Here is a 15,948-nt window from a genome sequence, read left to right on the forward strand (position 1 = left end):
ATAAAGGCCTATTCAAACCCCATGAAATAGCTATATCGCTCGATTTAAAGCCACTTTATACGAGATATCGGGAAGCCTACCGCTCATGCATAAGACACAAAATTAATGCTTTTACATATTGTTTTGTATCGCTTCATACGTATACTCAAGCCACTTTCCCGGCGACGTGCAGTTAACGTGAAGCCGAGCGGAGAAACATAAAACCAAAAATCATCGGCTACCGCCGTGCAAACTGAGGGCACCTGCCATGCCTCAAACATTGAAAGTCTCACCTTGCGAGCAAGGCGTACGACTTATCACCTTGCATCGCCCAGAGGCCCTCAACGCCCTGAATACCGAATTACTCGGTGAGCTGGCAGCCGAGTTGATATCGGCCGAACAAGATCCCGACACCCGCGTTGTGGTGCTCACTGGTAGCCGAAAAGCGTTCGCCGCAGGTGCAGACATCAATGAGATGGCCGAGCGCGACATGGTCGGCATTCTCAATGACCCAAGGGTTGCTCACTGGCAACGCATCAGCAGCTTCAGCAAACCTCTGATTGCCGCAGTAAATGGCTTCGCTTTGGGCGGTGGCTGTGAGCTGGTTATGCACGCAGACATCATCATTGCCGGGGAAGACGCCAAGTTCGGCCAACCGGAAATCAATTTGGGCATCATGCCCGGCGCTGGCGGCACCCAACGCCTGCTGCGCGCTGTGGGTAAATCACTGGCCATGCAAATGGTGCTGTCGGGAGTCGCCATTGACGCGCGCCATGCTCAGCGCGCCGGCCTGGTCAGTGAAGTTACCCAACCCGAATTAACCGTCGAGCGCGCCATCGCCCTGGCCCGCGTGATTGCTCAGAAAGCACCGCTGGCCGTGCGCCTGGCCAAAGAAGCGCTGCTCAAAGCCCAAGACACCGACTTAGCCAGCGGCCTACGTTTCGAGCGTCACGCCTTCACGGTGCTGGCCGGAACCCGGGACCGCGCGGAAGGCATCAGCGCCTTCCAGGAAAAGCGCACAGCACACTTTACCGGCCAATGAGCGCCGCCGACCTTTGCTTATCAAGAGAGCGTTAGTGCCATGAACTTCGAACACATTCTGTTTTCCATCGACAATGGCGTCGCCCTGCTCAGCCTCAATCGACCTGAGCAACTGAACAGTTTCAACACCCAGATGCACCTTGAGGTTCGTGAAGCCTTGAAGCAGGTACGCAACAGTGGCGAAGCTCGCGTTCTGCTGCTGACTGCCGAAGGTCGTGGCTTTTGCGCTGGCCAGGACCTGAGCGACCGCAATGTGGCACCCGATGCACAGATGCCAGACCTGGGCATCTCTATCGAGAAGTTCTACAACCCAATGATTCGCACACTGCGTGACCTGCCCATGCCGGTCATTTGCGCGGTTAATGGTGTTGCGGCAGGTGCTGGAGCCAATATCCCGTTGGTCTGCGACCTGACAATTGCCGCCCGTTCCGCAAGTTTTATTCAGGCCTTTTGCAAGATTGGTCTCGTGCCCGATTCCGGCGGCACCTGGAGCCTGCCACGCTTGGTCGGCATGGCTAAGGCCAAAGCCATGGCCATGCTCGGTGAACGCATTAGCGCCGAGCAAGCCGAGCAACTCGGCCTGATTTATCGCGTGGTCGATGATGCTGACTTACGTCAAGAAGCCCTCAAGCTTGCTCGCCATCTGGCCACACAGCCGACCTACGGCCTGGCCCTGATCAAGCGTGCGTTCAATGCCAGCATGAGTAACAGCTTTGATGAGCAACTGGAGCTTGAGCGCGATCTGCAGCGACTGGCTGGACGCAGCGAAGATTACCGCGAGGGCGTCAGCGCCTTTATGAACAAGCGCACCCCTGAATTCAAGGGCAAATAAGCATGCAAGCACTTAGTACACAGGCACAGATTGCCGTCATCGGCGCTGGCGCAATGGGCGCAGGTATTGCCCAAGTTGCAGCGCAAGCAGGCCACAGCGTCAAGCTGTACGACATGCGTGAAGGTTCGGCCGCAGAGGCCATTGAGGCCATCGACCGGCAACTTGGCAAGCGTGTTGAGAGTGGCAAACTGGACGCCGATAAGCGCACCGCCACCGTCGCACGCTTACAGGCTGCAGGCTCTATCGAAGCATTGGCTGACTCAAGCCTGGTAATTGAAGCCATCGTCGAAAATCTTGATGTAAAACGTAAGCTACTGGCTCAGCTTGAAGCCCTATGCAGCGCCGAGTGCATTCTGGCCAGCAACACTTCATCGCTCTCTGTGACCGCGCTTGCGGCAGGTATGCAGCACCCAGAGCGCGTTGTCGGCATGCATTTTTTTAATCCAGCACCGGTGATGGCGCTGGTCGAGGTGGTCAGTGGCCTGGCTACTTCAACGGCTGTTGCCCAATGCATTCATAGCACCGCAGCGGCGTGGGGCAAAAAGCCGGTACACACCCGCTCAACGCCCGGCTTCATCGTTAACCGGGTGGCGCGGCCCTTCTACGCAGAAAGCCTGCGCGCCCTGCAAGAAGGCGCAGCGAGTTGCGCAACACTGGACGCCCTGATGCGCGAAGCCGGGGCGTTCCGCATGGGCGCATTTGAGCTGACCGATCTGATCGGCCACGACGTTAACTACGCCGTGACCTGCTCGGTATTCAACGCCTACTACAACGACATGCGCTTTCAGCCGTCGCTGATGCAAAAAGACTTGGTTGATGCCGGTCATCTGGGTCGTAAAAGTGGTCAAGGTTTCTACAGTTATGCCGTTGATGCGCAAAAACCTAGCGTCGACGAACTGAGTGCCGATTGTCAGGTTGAGACCTGCGTTGTCGAAGGGTCACTTGGTGCTGCACAGGGCTTGGTTGAGCGCATTAAAGCAGCGGGCATTAAGGTTATTCAGCGCGACGGCAGCGGCTTGCTGCGCGCTGGCGATGCTGTGGTCGCGCTTTCCGATGGGCGCATGGCCTGCCAACGCAGCCAACAGGAAGGTCTAAGCAATCTGGTGCTGATCGACTTGGCCAAGGACTACACCAAAGCCACACGCCTGGGCCTCGCTTGTGCTAAAGGCACCAGCGGCGAAGCGCTGAATCAAGTGGTCAGCCTGCTGGCCAAATGTGGAATCAAATCCAGCTTGCTCACTGACATCCCCGGCCTGGTGGTTATGCGCACTGTAGCCATGCTGGCCAATGAAGCTGCCGATGCTGCATTGCATAACGTTGGCACCGCAGCAGATATCGATCTGGCCATGTGTGCAGGCGTTAATTATCCAATGGGCCCACTGGCCTGGGCTGATCAAATCGGCCTGCCAACGGTGCTGAAAACCCTCGATAACCTACAAAGCGCTTATGGCGAAGAACGCTACCGGCCTTCGCTGTTGTTACGGCGCAAAGTCGCTGAAGGGAGCCGTTTCCATGACTGATCACAGCGCAACATCCTTGGCTCAGGCCTGCACCGAAGCCCTGTTCAACCGCGATATCGCCAGCCAACGCATGGGTATTCAGGTACTCGCCAGCGGCCCTGGCACTGCAGAAGTCAGCATGCAGGTGCGTGAAGACATGATCCAAGGTGTCGGCACTTGCCATGGCGGCTACCTATTTGCGCTGGCCGACTCGGCCTTTGCCATGGCTTGCAACACCTACAACGAAACCACCGTTGCCTTGGGCTGCAGCATCGACTACATCGCCCCCGGTTTTAAAGGCGACACACTCAAAGCGGTTGCAGCCGAACAAAGCCGCGGCGGACGCACGGGCAACTATGACGTGCGCATTGAAAACCAGCGCGGCGAACTGCTCGCCCTGTTCCACGGTAAGTCCTACAAAGTGCGCGGTACTGTCCTCGCGCAGGAGAATGCAAATGACTGACGCCCTGATTATCGACGCCGTACGCACCCCGATTGGTCGCTATGCCGGTGCATTGTCCAGTGTGCGTGCGGACGACCTTGGCGCGATTCCGATTCGTGCCTTGATTGAACGCAACCCCCAGGTTGACTGGTCGTCAGTCGACGATGTGATTTATGGCTGCGCCAATCAGGCGGGCGAAGACAACCGCAACGTCGCCCGCATGTCCGCCCTGCTCGCCGGGATACCTGTGACGGTTCCGGGGACCACGCTAAACCGCTTGTGTGGCTCAGGCATGGATGCGATTGGCAATGCAGCACGTGCACTGCGCTGCAATGAGGCCGGGCTGATGATCGCGGGCGGTGTTGAGTCCATGTCGCGTGCGCCTTTTGTTATGGGCAAGTCCGATCAAGCCTTTGGCCGCCAGGCCGAACTGTTCGACACCACTATCGGCTGGCGCTTTATCAATCCCACGCTGCAAACACAGTTCGGCAGCGACTCGATGCCCGAAACAGCTGAAAACGTCGCCGCACAGTTCAACATCTCCCGCGCCGACCAGGATGCCTTTGCACTGCGCAGCCAACAGCGCGCCGCTGCCGCACAACTCAATGGCCGCCTCGCCCAAGAAATCGTTCCGGTGCGTATCGCCCAACGCAAGGGTGCTGAAAAAGTAGTCGAGCAGGATGAACACCCTCGCGGCGACACCACCCTTGAGCAACTGGCCAAACTGCGTGCGCCCTTTCGTGACGGTGGCAGCATCACCGCCGGCAATGCCTCTGGGGTCAACGACGGCGCATGCGCCCTGCTTCTGGCAAGCAGCGAAGCGGCTCAGCGTCACGACCTTAAAGCCCGCGGGCGTATTGTCGGCATGGCCACAGCCGGAGTTGAGCCGCGCATCATGGGCATTGGACCGGTGCCTGCCACGCGCAAGGTACTTGAGCTGACTGGTCTGTCGCTTGCCGACATGGATGTAATCGAGCTCAATGAAGCTTTTGCCGCACAAGGCCTGGCAGTCTTGCGCGAACTTGGGCTGGCTGACGATGACGCGCGGGTTAACCCAAACGGCGGCGCCATTGCGCTGGGTCACCCACTGGGCATGAGCGGTGCACGCCTGGTTACTACGGCCCTGCATGAACTTGAGCAGCGTCAAGCTCGCTACGCCCTGTGCACCATGTGCATTGGTGTCGGCCAGGGTATCGCCATGGTGATTGAACGCCTTTGAACGGGTAACCCTAGCCCCTAGCAACCGGGAGCGGCTACGCTGCTGACTGTTTCAGCGCTTTAGCCTGCTGTCACACAAGAATAAATAGAGTGATGTCATGAACATGAACGCCCAACATGCCCTGCTTGACCCAATGGAAACTGTCAGCGTCGATGCTTTGCGTCAACACCAGCTGGACCGTATGCGCTGGAGCCTGAACCACGCCTACAACAACGTGCCACTATATCGACAGCGCTTCGACGAGCTGGGCGTGCATCCTGATGATTTGAAAAGCCTGGAAGATCTGGCCAAGTTCCCCTTCACCGGCAAAAATGACTTACGCGACAACTACCCCTTCGGCATGTTTGCCGTGCCGCAATCCGAAGTTGTACGTGTGCATGCTTCCAGTGGCACCACAGGCAAACCTACAGTGGTTGGCTACACCCAGAACGATATCGACACCTGGGCCAATGTAGTGGCGCGCTCGATCCGGGCGGCTGGTGGCAAACGGGGTGACAAGGTTCATATCTCCTACGGTTATGGTCTGTTCACGGGCGGTCTTGGCGCTCACTACGGAGCTGAACGCCTGGGCTGCACCGTGATCCCAATGTCCGGCGGACAAACTGAAAAGCAAGTCCAGCTGATCCGCGATTTCCAGCCTGACATCATCATGGTTACCCCTTCTTATATGCTTAATCTCGCCGATGAGATCGAGCGCCAAGGCCTTGACCCTCACAAGCTATCGCTGCGCCTTGGCATCTTTGGTGCCGAGCCCTGGACGGCCGAATTGCGCAGCTCTATTGAGCAGCGTCTCGGTATTACCGCACTGGATATCTACGGTCTATCCGAGATCATGGGCCCTGGCGTGGCCATGGAGTGCGCGGAGACTAAAGATGGCCCGACCATCTGGGAAGATCACTTCTACCCCGAAATCATTGATCCAGTGACCGGCGCGGTGCTACCAGACGGCCAGATGGGTGAGCTGGTGTTCACTTCGCTAAGCAAAGAAGCATTGCCGATGATCCGCTATCGCACCCGCGACCTGACTCGCCTGCTTCCAGGCAGCGCACGCCCCATGCGGCGCATGGACAAAATCACCGGCCGCAGCGATGACATGTTGATCATCCGTGGGGTCAACGTATTCCCAACTCAAGTTGAAGAGCAAGTTCTGAAAATAAAACAGCTTTCAGAATTTTATGAAATGCATTTGTATCGCAATGGCAATATGGATAGCGTTGATATCCTGGTTGAACTGCGCCACGGATTAGAGGCAATGGATGAGACTCAGCAAAAGCTCATCGGCCTGGAGCTGGCCAAGCAAATCAAGACCCATATCGGCATCAGCACCCGGGTACTTATTCAGCCTTTCCATAGCCTGAAGCGCTCAGAAGGCAAGGCTTGCCATGTAATAGACAAACGTAACGCAAACTAAGATCCGCTTCCCTAGCCCCGCACTCGCGGGGCTTTTTTTCGCCTGCTGAAAAGTCCCTTGATCCAGCTGCAAACTCATACCACTGGTCGGCAGCAGTGCCAATTTGAGAAAAAACAATTACGACACAACATTTATCGTTTGATATTTATTTGTGTATCATTTAAAAATACACACACGCCTAATAACAAGTCATAGCTGGAGGCACAGCATGTACGCACAACTCGTCGAAACGGGTGTTAAACGTCTCAAATCCTTGGACGAAATGGAGCCACAAGAACGCGCCTTCCAGGAACGCATCGACGCCGAGATCAAGATCGAAGCCAAGAACTGGATGCCCGAGGCTTATCGCCAAACCCTGATCCGTCAAATATCCCAGCACGCCCACTCGGAAATCGTCGGCATGCTGCCAGAAGGCAATTGGGTAACGCGTGCGCCATCGCTCAAGCGCAAGCTGCAGCTAATGGCCAAGATTCAGGACGAAGCCGGTCATGGCCTGTACCTGTACAGCGCCATGGAAACCCTGGGAGCCGACCGCGATGACGAAATTGCCAAGATGCACAGCGGCAAGGCCAAGTACTCAAGCATCTTCAATTACCCGACCCTGAGCTGGGCTGACATGGGCGCAGTGGGTTGGTTGGTTGATGGCGCGGCTATCGTCAATCAGGTGGTGTTGCAGCGCACCTCCTATGGCCCGTATTCACGGGCGATGGTGCGAATCTGCAAGGAAGAGAGCTTTCATCAGCGTCAGGGCTATCAAATGCTGCTGACCATGATGCAAGAAGGCACTCAAGCGCAGAAGGACATGGTTCAGGATTCGATCAACCGCCTCTGGTGGCCATCGCTGATGATGTTTGGGCCAAGTGATGAGCACTCCCCAAACAGCGCGCAATCGATGGCCTGGAAGATCAAACGCCAGAGCAACGATGAACTGCGCCAGCGCTTTGTTGACCAGACCATCCCTCAGCTCGAACTGCTCGGCTGCACTGCTCCGGACCCGGACTTGAAGTGGAATGAAGCGCGCGGCCATTACGATTTCGGCGAGATCCAGTGGGACGAGTTCTATGAAGTCCTCAAAGGCAATGGCCCCTGCAATCAGGAGCGTGTGAGCACACGCCGCAACGCGATTGAAAGCGGCGCCTGGGTTCGTGAAGCCGCTGTTGCCTATGCCCGTAAACAACAACTAAAACGCGACGTCGCCTGATCGCGCACAAGGAGATTACTGCCATGTCCGACTGGACCCTTTTTGAAGTTTTCGTACGCAGCAAACACGGCCTTAACCACAAACATGTCGGCAGCGTGCATGCCGCCGATTCCGCCATGGCCCTGGAAAACGCCCGTGAGCTGTACACCCGTCGCAATGAGGGCGTGAGCCTGTGGGTTGTCGCATCGGCGCTGATTACCGCCTCGGCACCAGACGAGAAAGAGCCGCTGTTTGATCCATCCAATGACAAAGTCTATCGCCACGCCAGCTTCTATGAGTTGCCGGCCGAAGTCGGCCACATGTGAGGTTGCAGATGAACGAAGATCTGATCCAATACCTGCTGCGCCTCGGTGATACAGCCCTAATCCAAGGTCAGCGCCTGTGCGAATGGTGCGGCAAAGCACCGGCCATTGAAGAGGAACTGGCGCTGATGAACGTCGGCCTCGACCTCGTGGGCCAAGCACGCAACTGGCTGGAATACGCCGCTGAGCTGCTTAACGATGGACGCACAGCTGACGACCTGGCGTTTGGCCGTGATGAGCGCGCCTATCGCAACCTGCTGCTGGTCGAGCAGCCAAACGGCGACTACGCCGTGACCATGACCAAGCAATTTTTGTATGACGCCTGGCACTTTGAGGTGTTGCAGCAACTGTGCGCCAGCACCGATGAGCGTATCGCCGGTATCGCTGCCAAAGCACTGAAAGAAGTCACCTATCACCTGCGCCGCTCCAGTGAGTGGGTACAGCGTTTAGGTGATGGCACGGCTGAAAGCCACAACCGCATGCTGGCTGCCACCGAACAGCTTTGGCGCTTTACCGTCGAACTGGCCAACGCCGAAGAGGCTGAAAAGCGTCTGGCAGATGCCAACCTGGCGGCAAATCCTACGGTCGTGGGTCAAGCATGGCTGGCAACAGTCACACAGATTTTCGAGCTGGCGACGCTGCCGCTACCGAGCCCAGCCAACTACTTCTACCTCAGTGCTCGCAAAGGCCTGCACACCGAGCACCTGGGCTTGATTCTCGCCGAGATGCAGTACCTGCCACGGACTTACCCCAATGCAACCTGGTGAGCTGATCACCAGCGACCACGGCGCTCGCCCGGGATCGGCCAGCGATATTGCAGCCGCCTGGCAGGTGCTTAATGAGGTGATGGACCCAGAAGTACCGGTCGTCAGCGTGGTGGACTTGGGCATCGTCCGTGAAGTTGATTGGCAGCACGGCCATGTGCATCTGGTTGTGACGCCCACCTACTCGGGCTGCCCGGCCACAGAAGTGATCGAAGATGACATCCGCTTGGCGCTGGAGCAGGCAGGCTTTGCAGCCCCTCAATTGGAACGCCGCCTGACACCCGCCTGGAGCACAGACTGGATCAGCGATGAGGGTCGCGAGCGGCTACGTGTTTACGGTATTGCGCCACCGGTTGGCAGCAGCAGTAAACGCAGCTTACTCGGTGAGGCCCCAATTATTTGCTGCCCACAGTGCAACAGTACCCACACAGAACTGCTCAGCCAGTTCGGCTCGACCGCCTGCAAGGCGCTGTACCGCTGCCGCGACTGCCTTGAGCCTTTTGACTACTTCAAGTGCATCTGAGCGCAGCCATCGCCGGAGAATAACAATGAGCAAGTTCCACAACCTAAAAATCAAAGAAGTTCGGGCAGAAACCCGTGATGCTGTTTCGGTGGCCTTCGAGATTCCCAGCGAGCTGCGCGAGGAATTCCGCTTCACCCAAGGCCAGCATTTGGTCATGCGTACCCAGATCAATGGTGAAGAAGTACGTCGCTCCTATTCGATTTGTACGGGCGTCAACGATGATGACCTGCGCGTAGCAATCAAACGCGTCGGTGGCGGTTTGTTTTCCTGCTACGCCAACGAAACCCTGAAAGCTGGCCACAGTGTTGAAGTGATGCCGCCCAGTGGTTCATTCCATGTCGAGCTTGATCCAGCTCGCAAGGGTCATTATCTGGCTGTGGCTGCAGGCAGTGGCATCACGCCAATCCTGTCGATCATCAAAACGACTCTGGAAACCGAACCCGATAGCCGCTTCACCCTGCTGTATGGCAACCGCTCCAGTAACTCAACACTGTTCCGCGATCAACTCAGCGATCTGAAAAATCTGTATCTACAGCGCCTGAACATCATTTATCTGTTCAGCCGCGAGCAGCAGGATGTCGACCTGTACAACGGCCATATCGACGCCGAGAAATGCACCCAGTTTTTTAAAAGCTGGCTGGATGTAAACAGCCTGGAAGCGGCGTTTATCTGTGGCCCCCAAGCCATGACCGAGACCGTGCGCGACCAACTCAAGGCCCATGGCATGAATGCCGAACGCATTCACTTCGAGCTGTTTGCCGCCGTCGGCAGCGATATAAAACGCGCCGCACGGCAGGCTGCCGCCGTTGTTGATAGCGCGCTATGCCAGATCACCGTGACCAGTGACGGGCACAGCAAAAGCTTCGAGCTGGCACGTAACAGCATGAGCATTCTTGATGCTGGCAATGCACAGGGTGCCGAGCTGCCCTACTCCTGCAAAGCCGGCGTGTGCTCCACCTGCAAATGCAAAGTGCTTGAAGGTGAAGTGGAGATGGACAGCAACTTTGCCCTGGAAGACTACGAAGTTGCCGCAGGCTACGTGTTGTCCTGCCAGAGCTACCCACTGAGCGACAAAGTGGTGCTCGACTTCGACGAGCTTTAACCCCTTAGCGCTGCGCAGGGCTAGCGCTGGCCCTGCGCCTAATTCGCTGGCGCGCAGTGACAAATCAACTGCGCCGCGCAACCGCCTGAATCCTCAGGCCAGCCCTATTCTGGAGATTGAAATGTCGCAACAGACTGTCTTGCAAAGTTTTATCGGTGAGCACTGGGTCGGCCAGCACGCTGCACAATCATTACGCAGCGCCATCAACGGTCAGCACATCGCCTACACCCATGAAGAAACCCTGGATTTCGCCGAAGCGGTGGACTTTGCCCGCCAACGCGGTATCAGCGAATTGATGGCGATGGACTTTCAGCAACGCGCACAACGCCTCAAGGCGCTGGCCAAATACCTGCTGGAACACAAAGAACAGCTCTATGCGCTATCCCATCACAGCGGCGCAACACGTGCTGACAGCTGGATTGATATTGAAGGCGGCGCGGGCACCCTGTTCACCTACTCCGGAATAGGCGCGCGCGAGATGCCCTCCGGCAATGTGGTGCACGAAGGCCCAGCCATGCCACTGGGCAAACTCAACACCTTCGCTGGGACTCATATTCTGGTGCCACGCGGCGGTGTGGCTGTTCATATCAACGCCTTCAACTTCCCGATCTGGGGCATGTTGGAAAAATTTGCCCCAAGCTTTCTGGCGGGCATGCCGTGTATTATCAAGCCAGCCACAGCTACCAGCTACCTCACCGAAGCCACAGTGCGCCTAATGCACGAGTCGGGCTTGCTGCCAGCCGGTAGCCTGCAACTGATCATTGGCAGCACGGGTGATTTGCTCGACCGCATGCAAGGCCAGGATGTGGTGACCTTTACCGGCTCGGCTGACACTGCCGCCAAGCTACGGGTCAACCCCAACCTTATCCGCAACTCAGTGCCCTTCAACGCTGAAGCAGACTCGCTTAACTGCGCCATTCTGGCACCTGAGATTACCCCGGACGATCCCGAGTTCGACCTATTCGTTAAAGAAGTTGCCCGCGAGATGACGGTTAAGTCGGGGCAGAAATGCACCGCGATCCGCCGCGCCATTGTTCCGGCCAAACATATTGATGCCGTCGCTGAGCGCTTGCGTGCACGCCTGGCTAAAGTGGTTGCCGGCGACCCATCGGTTGAGGGTGTACGCATGGGGCCATTGGCTTCGCACGCCCAGCAGGCTGACGTTGCCGAGCGCATTCAAGCGCTGCTGCACAGCAGTGATATGTTGCTGGGTGCCAAAGATGGCTTCTCACCGCTGGGTGAAGGCGTCGCTGAAGGCGCGTTCTGTGCACCGACCCTGCTGCTGGCCCGTGACCCGCACGCAGAAGGCGGTGCCCACGATATCGAAGCCTTTGGCCCGGTCAGCACCTTGATGGCTTACGATGATATTGACGAAGCCATTGCCCTGGCAGCCCGTGGCAAAGGCAGCTTGGTTGCCAGCTTGATCACCAAAGACCCTCAAGTCGCTGCACGGGTAGTCCCCGCCGCTGCCGCATTGCATGGTCGCTTGCACATTCTTGACAGCGAATCGGCGGCTGAGTCCACGGGCCACGGCTCCCCTTTGCCGGTCCTCAAACATGGTGGTCCTGGCCGCGCCGGCGGCGGCGAGGAATTAGGCGGCCTGCGCGCAGTTAAACATTATCTGCAACGCACGGCCGTACAAGGTTCGCCGAGCATGCTGATGGCTGTCACCGGTGAATACGTGCGCGGTGCCAAGGTCTATGAAACCGAGGTGCATCCGTTCCGCCGCTACTTTGAAGAACTGAAGATCGGCGAATCCCTGCTGACCCACAGACGCACCGTCACCGAAGCGGATCTGGTCAATTTCGGCTGCTTGTCTGGCGACCACTTCTACATGCACTTCGATGACATCGCCGCCAAAGAATCGCAGTTCGGCAAGCGCATCGCCCACGGCTATTTTGTCTTGTCGGCTGCCGCCGGCTTGTTCGTCTCGCCGGGGGTTGGCCCTGTGCTGGCTAACTACGGCCTCGATACCCTGCGTTTTATCAGCCCAGTCGGAATTGGTGACACCATTCAGGCGCGCCTGACCTGCAAGCGCAAAATCGACCAAGGCAAAACCAGCCCCAAAGGCGAGCCGCAAGGCGTGGTGGCTTGGGATGTTGAAGTGACCAATCAGGATGGCGAACTGGTCGCCAGCTACGACATTCTGACCCTGGTGCTTAAAGCTAATTAATTAAGCGGACGCACAGACCAAAAAGCCGGGATACCCCGGCTTTTTGCTGAATAAATGCATGCACGAGCTGATGGTCCTAGCCACTTAGCGCCGGTACATCGGCCTCACTGACCTGCTCAGCTTGGGCTGTTTTATTGGCCTCAATATGATCGTCTCTGTCAGCTGTTAACCCTTCTTGATCAGCACTGGACTCGGGGTCAAATACAAGCACGGTCAACAATGGGAAGTGATCTGAGCCAATGGAAGGCAACCGCTTGATAGCCTTCACTGTAAAGTGGGAGCTGTGGAACAGATGATCCAACGGCCAACGTAAAAACGGATACTTTACGTGGAAGGTATTAAACATACCGCGGCCTATACGCGGGTCAAGCAGGCCACTAATTTTACGAAAAAGCCGGGTTGAGGTAGACCATGCAACATCATTGAGATCACCCGTGACCACGACGGCTTGCTGTGTTTGCGCGACACGCTTAGCAATGACAATCAGCTCAGCGTCTCGCTCTGCCGACTCAGTGTTTTCCGTAGGGCTGGGTGGGGCAGGATGCACAAAATGCATCTGGACCTTATCACCCGTGCGCAACTCGAGTAACAGATGTATCGATGGAACATCGTCTTCAACTAAATAGGAAATGACGCTGTCGCTAAAGGGCAACCTCGAATACACATGCATACCGTAGAGGTTATCAAGCGGGCATTTAACGCTGTAGGGCATGTGCGCGCTCAACACGCTGAGCCTGCTCTCCCACCAAGTGTCCGATTCGAGGGTGACGAGAATATCGGGCTTATAGTCGTTAACGATCTCAATTAACGCATCGCTGTTTCGATTTGTTTGCAGGACATTTGAAGTCATGATGCTGAGCTGTTTATTGACGTCCTGCGTTTTGCAGGCTTTGGTTTCAACCGGCCACAGCCGCGTATAAGGCACGACCCACCATAGCTGCCATAGTAGACACAGCGCCGTCAGCAGAATAAACAAAGCTGTCAGGATCGGCTGCGATGGGAGAACGCAAAACTGCAACATCAGGGTAAGCGCCGCGCAAAAGGCGATTTGCACACGCGGAAAATCCATGACCCTGACAGTCCAATGCGTGCACTTTAAAATAGGCAGCAGCGTGACGACGACCACAAACAGCGTCGCAATAGTAAGCGCTATGAACATAGGGTCTCCTGCTGCATATTGCATGCTCCCCCGACACCACAGATTCCCGCCAGCAGAAACCGCAGAAACCCTGCTAGTTAGGTCGAGCTATTTACTAAACGCGTATGACTGGCTCAAGCCTGACCCACAAAAAAGGCGCCTAAGCGCCTTTCTCATACAACATGCAACTATGTGGTGAGTTTGGTCAAGGCTTCGCGGTATTTATCAGCGGTTTTCTGCGCGACATCCGCCGGAACGGTTGGCGCAGGGGCTTGCTTATTCCAGCCGGTAGACTCTAACCAGTCACGTACAAACTGCTTATCGAAACTTGGTGGATTGCTGCCTTCTGCATAACTTTCAGCAGGCCAGAAACGACTTGAGTCAGGCGTCAGCACTTCGTCCATCAGCGTCAGTGTGCCATCTTCATCGAGGCCAAACTCAAATTTAGTGTCGGCGATGATAATGCCGCGTGTGGCCGCATATTCAACCGCAGCGCTGTACAGGGCAATAGCGGTGTCACGCACTTTCAGCGCGAGTTCATCACCGATGATTGCCTGGCACTGCTCGAACGAGATGTTCTCATCGTGGTCGCCCACAGCAGCCTTGGTCGAAGGGGTGAAGATCGGCGCAGGTAGCTTGGAGGCTTCTTGCAGACCAGCAGGCAGTTGAATGCCGCAGACGGTGCCACTTTTCTGGTATTCCTTCCAACCAGAGCCGGCAATGTAGCCGCGTACAATCGCCTCTACAGCCACAGGCTTAAGGCGCTTGGCAACAACAGCACGCCCTTCAACCAATGGCAACTCAGCGGCGCTGACAACGTCTTCGACCTTGTCGCCAGTGAAATGGTTAGGCACCAACCCACTGAGCTTGTCGAACCAGAAGTTTGAAATCGCAGTCAGGATTTTACCTTTCTCTGGAATCGGCTCATCAAGAATGACATCAAACGCTGAAAGGCGGTCGGTTGCGACCATCAACATACGCTTGTCATCAATTTCATAGAGGTCGCGGACTTTACCTGAGTAGATTTTTTTCAGGCTGAGGGTCACTGGCGTGGTCATGTCAAAGTTTCCGTCTTGAACAAACGAAACAGGCGAAACACAGGGTTTCGCCTATCAATTTCATGCAGGCTGCCGAGGCCGCCCTGCGCGGGATCTGAACCACCTGAGCGGGTCAGGTGGTAATCGGTTTAACCCAGGTTATCCTGAATCAGACCAAGGATTTTGCGCGATACATCTTCAGGTGCCACTGTGTTGATGTCTTTCTCGACCGACACTTGCACACTGTCGCCCACGGTGGTCAGGCGAACCTGATAACGCTCGGCACGGGCTTCGATTTCTTCTTCATCCGGCTCGCTGCCAAACAAACTGCTGAAGAAGCCTGGTTTCTCTTCTTTAGCTTTAGAACCTTCCGCGAGGTTGATGTAGTAAACGCCGAGGCTACGGTTAAGGTCGTCGACACGCACGTCAGCCGAATCCAGCGAGCGACCCACACCAGACCAGGCGCGGTCGAAATCCGAGCTGAGGTTTAGGATTGGGTTGCCGTTACCGTCCTGCGACAGGCTTACACGGCTTGGGGCATCGTAGTCACGTGCGGCAAGTAACGAAACCGAACCACCCTGCTCGGCGCTACGTGCCATGCTCACGAGCATTTCATCAAGCAATGCAGCGTCAAGACTTTCGTTAACGCTCTTATCCGTGAAGGCAACATCGGCAGTGCTACCCGCTGGGCGCTCTGCGCTGACGACGTAGATTTCACTGGTATTGCGCTGCACACCCGGCTCGATACGCACACGAACGCGAGTTTCAGCATCAGGTGTGGAACCTGCAACACGGGTACTCAGACGACGGGCCATGGGTGCAGAAAGATCACTGAACTGCTGCCAGTCAGTGGTGAATTCACCGGTTTGCGGACGCTCTTCAGCAATACGAAAACCATTGGACTCATAAAACTGACGCGCCACAGGCCAGGCTTCAGAAGGCACACGTTGTGCAACAATCCAGCGCGAGGCACCGCTCTTCTGCAAGCTAAACTCACTGGCATCGGCCTGAACCGTCAAGGCTTGCGGGCGCGGCACATCATATTCGCCTTCGATGTTTTCGGTAGCAACTTGCTGTGGAATAGGCAGCAATGGGTCTAGCGGCTTGCTTTGGACATCGGCTGGCAGCTGCATTGGTGCAGTCTGACGAGCGGTCAGGTAATCGCTACCACGATCACGGAAGTAACCATCTTCACCCCAAATCCAGCCGCAACCGCTGGTACTGGAGATGATCAAGGCAAGTGTTGTAAGTCCGGCCAGTCGCTTCATGCGTAGTAATTCCTCAA

The 15,948-nt window shown here is 56.4% G+C and carries 15 protein-coding genes; 12 read left to right on the forward strand and 3 right to left on the reverse strand.

Translation table 11 applies throughout. The features are described from left to right. Positions 1–247 precede the first annotated feature (247 nt). The 12 genes from paaF (at position 248) to paaZ (ending at position 12,488) form a co-directional block, all read left to right on the forward strand. A complete protein-coding gene (gene paaF / locus ACIGCM_RS12910) occupies positions 248–1,021 on the forward strand; it encodes a 2,3-dehydroadipyl-CoA hydratase PaaF (protein WP_397502456.1) in 774 nt (257 codons plus the stop codon). Positions 1,022–1,060: 39 nt separating this feature from the next. Then, on the forward strand, positions 1,061–1,852 hold the full coding sequence (gene paaG, locus ACIGCM_RS12915) for a 2-(1,2-epoxy-1,2-dihydrophenyl)acetyl-CoA isomerase PaaG (protein ID WP_397502457.1): 792 nt from the start codon (positions 1,061–1,063) through the stop codon (positions 1,850–1,852). A gap of 2 nt (positions 1,853–1,854) precedes the next feature. Further along, on the forward strand, positions 1,855–3,372 hold the full coding sequence (paaH, locus tag ACIGCM_RS12920; RefSeq protein WP_397502458.1) for a 3-hydroxyacyl-CoA dehydrogenase PaaH: 1,518 nt from the start codon (positions 1,855–1,857) through the stop codon (positions 3,370–3,372). Beyond that, positions 3,365–3,814, forward strand: coding sequence for a hydroxyphenylacetyl-CoA thioesterase PaaI (paaI, locus tag ACIGCM_RS12925; RefSeq protein ID WP_397502459.1), 450 nt, complete (start codon positions 3,365–3,367; stop codon positions 3,812–3,814). The genes paaH and paaI overlap by 8 nt, the downstream gene beginning before the upstream one ends. Beyond that, on the forward strand, positions 3,807–5,012 hold the full coding sequence (gene pcaF, locus ACIGCM_RS12930) for a 3-oxoadipyl-CoA thiolase (RefSeq protein ID WP_397502460.1): 1,206 nt from the start codon (positions 3,807–3,809) through the stop codon (positions 5,010–5,012). The genes paaI and pcaF overlap by 8 nt, the downstream gene beginning before the upstream one ends. Before the next feature lie 97 nt (positions 5,013–5,109). After that, positions 5,110–6,423: a phenylacetate--CoA ligase PaaK gene (gene paaK / locus ACIGCM_RS12935; protein ID WP_397502461.1), complete on the forward strand. Its 1,314-nt coding sequence runs from the start codon at positions 5,110–5,112 to the stop codon at positions 6,421–6,423. 208 nt (positions 6,424–6,631) lie between these two features. After that, positions 6,632–7,624 carry a 1,2-phenylacetyl-CoA epoxidase subunit PaaA gene (gene paaA, locus ACIGCM_RS12940; protein ID WP_397502462.1) on the forward strand — a complete coding sequence of 331 codons (993 nt, stop codon included), beginning with the start codon at positions 6,632–6,634 and terminating at the stop codon, positions 7,622–7,624. Positions 7,625–7,647: 23 nt separating this feature from the next. Further along, positions 7,648–7,929 carry a 1,2-phenylacetyl-CoA epoxidase subunit PaaB gene (gene paaB, locus ACIGCM_RS12945; protein WP_397502463.1) on the forward strand — a complete coding sequence of 94 codons (282 nt, stop codon included), beginning with the start codon at positions 7,648–7,650 and terminating at the stop codon, positions 7,927–7,929. A gap of 8 nt (positions 7,930–7,937) precedes the next feature. Further along, on the forward strand, positions 7,938–8,693 hold the full coding sequence (gene paaC / locus ACIGCM_RS12950; RefSeq protein ID WP_397502464.1) for a 1,2-phenylacetyl-CoA epoxidase subunit PaaC: 756 nt from the start codon (positions 7,938–7,940) through the stop codon (positions 8,691–8,693). Then, a complete protein-coding gene (paaD, locus tag ACIGCM_RS12955; protein ID WP_397502465.1) occupies positions 8,680–9,213 on the forward strand; it encodes a 1,2-phenylacetyl-CoA epoxidase subunit PaaD in 534 nt (177 codons plus the stop codon). Before paaC ends, paaD begins: the two co-directional genes overlap by 14 nt. A gap of 25 nt (positions 9,214–9,238) precedes the next feature. Then, positions 9,239–10,315, forward strand: coding sequence for a 1,2-phenylacetyl-CoA epoxidase subunit PaaE (paaE, locus tag ACIGCM_RS12960; protein WP_397502466.1), 1,077 nt, complete (start codon positions 9,239–9,241; stop codon positions 10,313–10,315). 121 nt (positions 10,316–10,436) lie between these two features. Continuing rightward, the gene (gene paaZ / locus ACIGCM_RS12965) at positions 10,437–12,488 is read left to right on the forward strand and encodes a phenylacetic acid degradation bifunctional protein PaaZ (protein ID WP_397502467.1); all 2,052 of its coding nucleotides are present in this window, start codon (positions 10,437–10,439) and stop codon (positions 12,486–12,488) included. A gap of 76 nt (positions 12,489–12,564) precedes the next feature. Here paaZ and ACIGCM_RS12970 read toward each other — a convergent pair whose 3' ends face one another. From ACIGCM_RS12970 to bamC, 3 genes are all read right to left on the reverse strand, one after another. Further along, positions 12,565–13,671: an endonuclease/exonuclease/phosphatase family protein gene (locus tag ACIGCM_RS12970; RefSeq protein ID WP_397502468.1), complete on the reverse strand. Its 1,107-nt coding sequence runs from the start codon at positions 13,669–13,671 to the stop codon at positions 12,565–12,567. A gap of 143 nt (positions 13,672–13,814) precedes the next feature. Continuing rightward, on the reverse strand, positions 13,815–14,684 hold the full coding sequence (locus ACIGCM_RS12975; RefSeq protein ID WP_397502470.1) for a phosphoribosylaminoimidazolesuccinocarboxamide synthase: 870 nt from the start codon (positions 14,682–14,684) through the stop codon (positions 13,815–13,817). Between the two features lie 128 nt (positions 14,685–14,812). Next, a complete protein-coding gene (gene bamC, locus ACIGCM_RS12980; RefSeq protein WP_397502471.1) occupies positions 14,813–15,931 on the reverse strand; it encodes an outer membrane protein assembly factor BamC in 1,119 nt (372 codons plus the stop codon). Positions 15,932–15,948: the final 17 nt, after the last annotated feature.

The organism is Pseudomonas sp. NPDC078700 (assembly GCF_044542375.1).
Taxonomy (GTDB): domain Bacteria; phylum Pseudomonadota; class Gammaproteobacteria; order Pseudomonadales; family Pseudomonadaceae; genus Aquipseudomonas.

Excerpts from the sequence above, each read along its gene's own strand:
- paaF (WP_397502456.1), top strand. The coding sequence starts at position 248 with ATGCCTCAAACATTGAAAGTCTCACCTTGCGAGCAAGGCGTACGACTT.
- paaG (WP_397502457.1), top strand. The coding sequence starts at position 1,061 with ATGAACTTCGAACACATTCTGTTTTCCATCGACAATGGCGTCGCCCTG.
- paaH (WP_397502458.1), top strand. The coding sequence starts at position 1,855 with ATGCAAGCACTTAGTACACAGGCACAGATTGCCGTCATCGGCGCTGGC.
- paaI (WP_397502459.1), top strand. The coding sequence starts at position 3,365 with ATGACTGATCACAGCGCAACATCCTTGGCTCAGGCCTGCACCGAAGCC.
- pcaF (WP_397502460.1), top strand. The coding sequence starts at position 3,807 with ATGACTGACGCCCTGATTATCGACGCCGTACGCACCCCGATTGGTCGC.
- paaK (WP_397502461.1), top strand. The coding sequence starts at position 5,110 with ATGAACATGAACGCCCAACATGCCCTGCTTGACCCAATGGAAACTGTC.
- paaA (WP_397502462.1), top strand. The coding sequence starts at position 6,632 with ATGTACGCACAACTCGTCGAAACGGGTGTTAAACGTCTCAAATCCTTG.
- paaB (WP_397502463.1), top strand. The coding sequence starts at position 7,648 with ATGTCCGACTGGACCCTTTTTGAAGTTTTCGTACGCAGCAAACACGGC.
- paaC (WP_397502464.1), top strand. The coding sequence starts at position 7,938 with ATGAACGAAGATCTGATCCAATACCTGCTGCGCCTCGGTGATACAGCC.
- paaD (WP_397502465.1), top strand. The coding sequence starts at position 8,680 with ATGCAACCTGGTGAGCTGATCACCAGCGACCACGGCGCTCGCCCGGGA.
- paaE (WP_397502466.1), top strand. The coding sequence starts at position 9,239 with ATGAGCAAGTTCCACAACCTAAAAATCAAAGAAGTTCGGGCAGAAACC.
- paaZ (WP_397502467.1), top strand. The coding sequence starts at position 10,437 with ATGTCGCAACAGACTGTCTTGCAAAGTTTTATCGGTGAGCACTGGGTC.
- ACIGCM_RS12970 (WP_397502468.1), bottom strand. The coding sequence starts at position 13,671 with ATGCAATATGCAGCAGGAGACCCTATGTTCATAGCGCTTACTATTGCG.
- ACIGCM_RS12975 (WP_397502470.1), bottom strand. The coding sequence starts at position 14,684 with ATGACCACGCCAGTGACCCTCAGCCTGAAAAAAATCTACTCAGGTAAA.
- bamC (WP_397502471.1), bottom strand. The coding sequence starts at position 15,931 with ATGAAGCGACTGGCCGGACTTACAACACTTGCCTTGATCATCTCCAGT.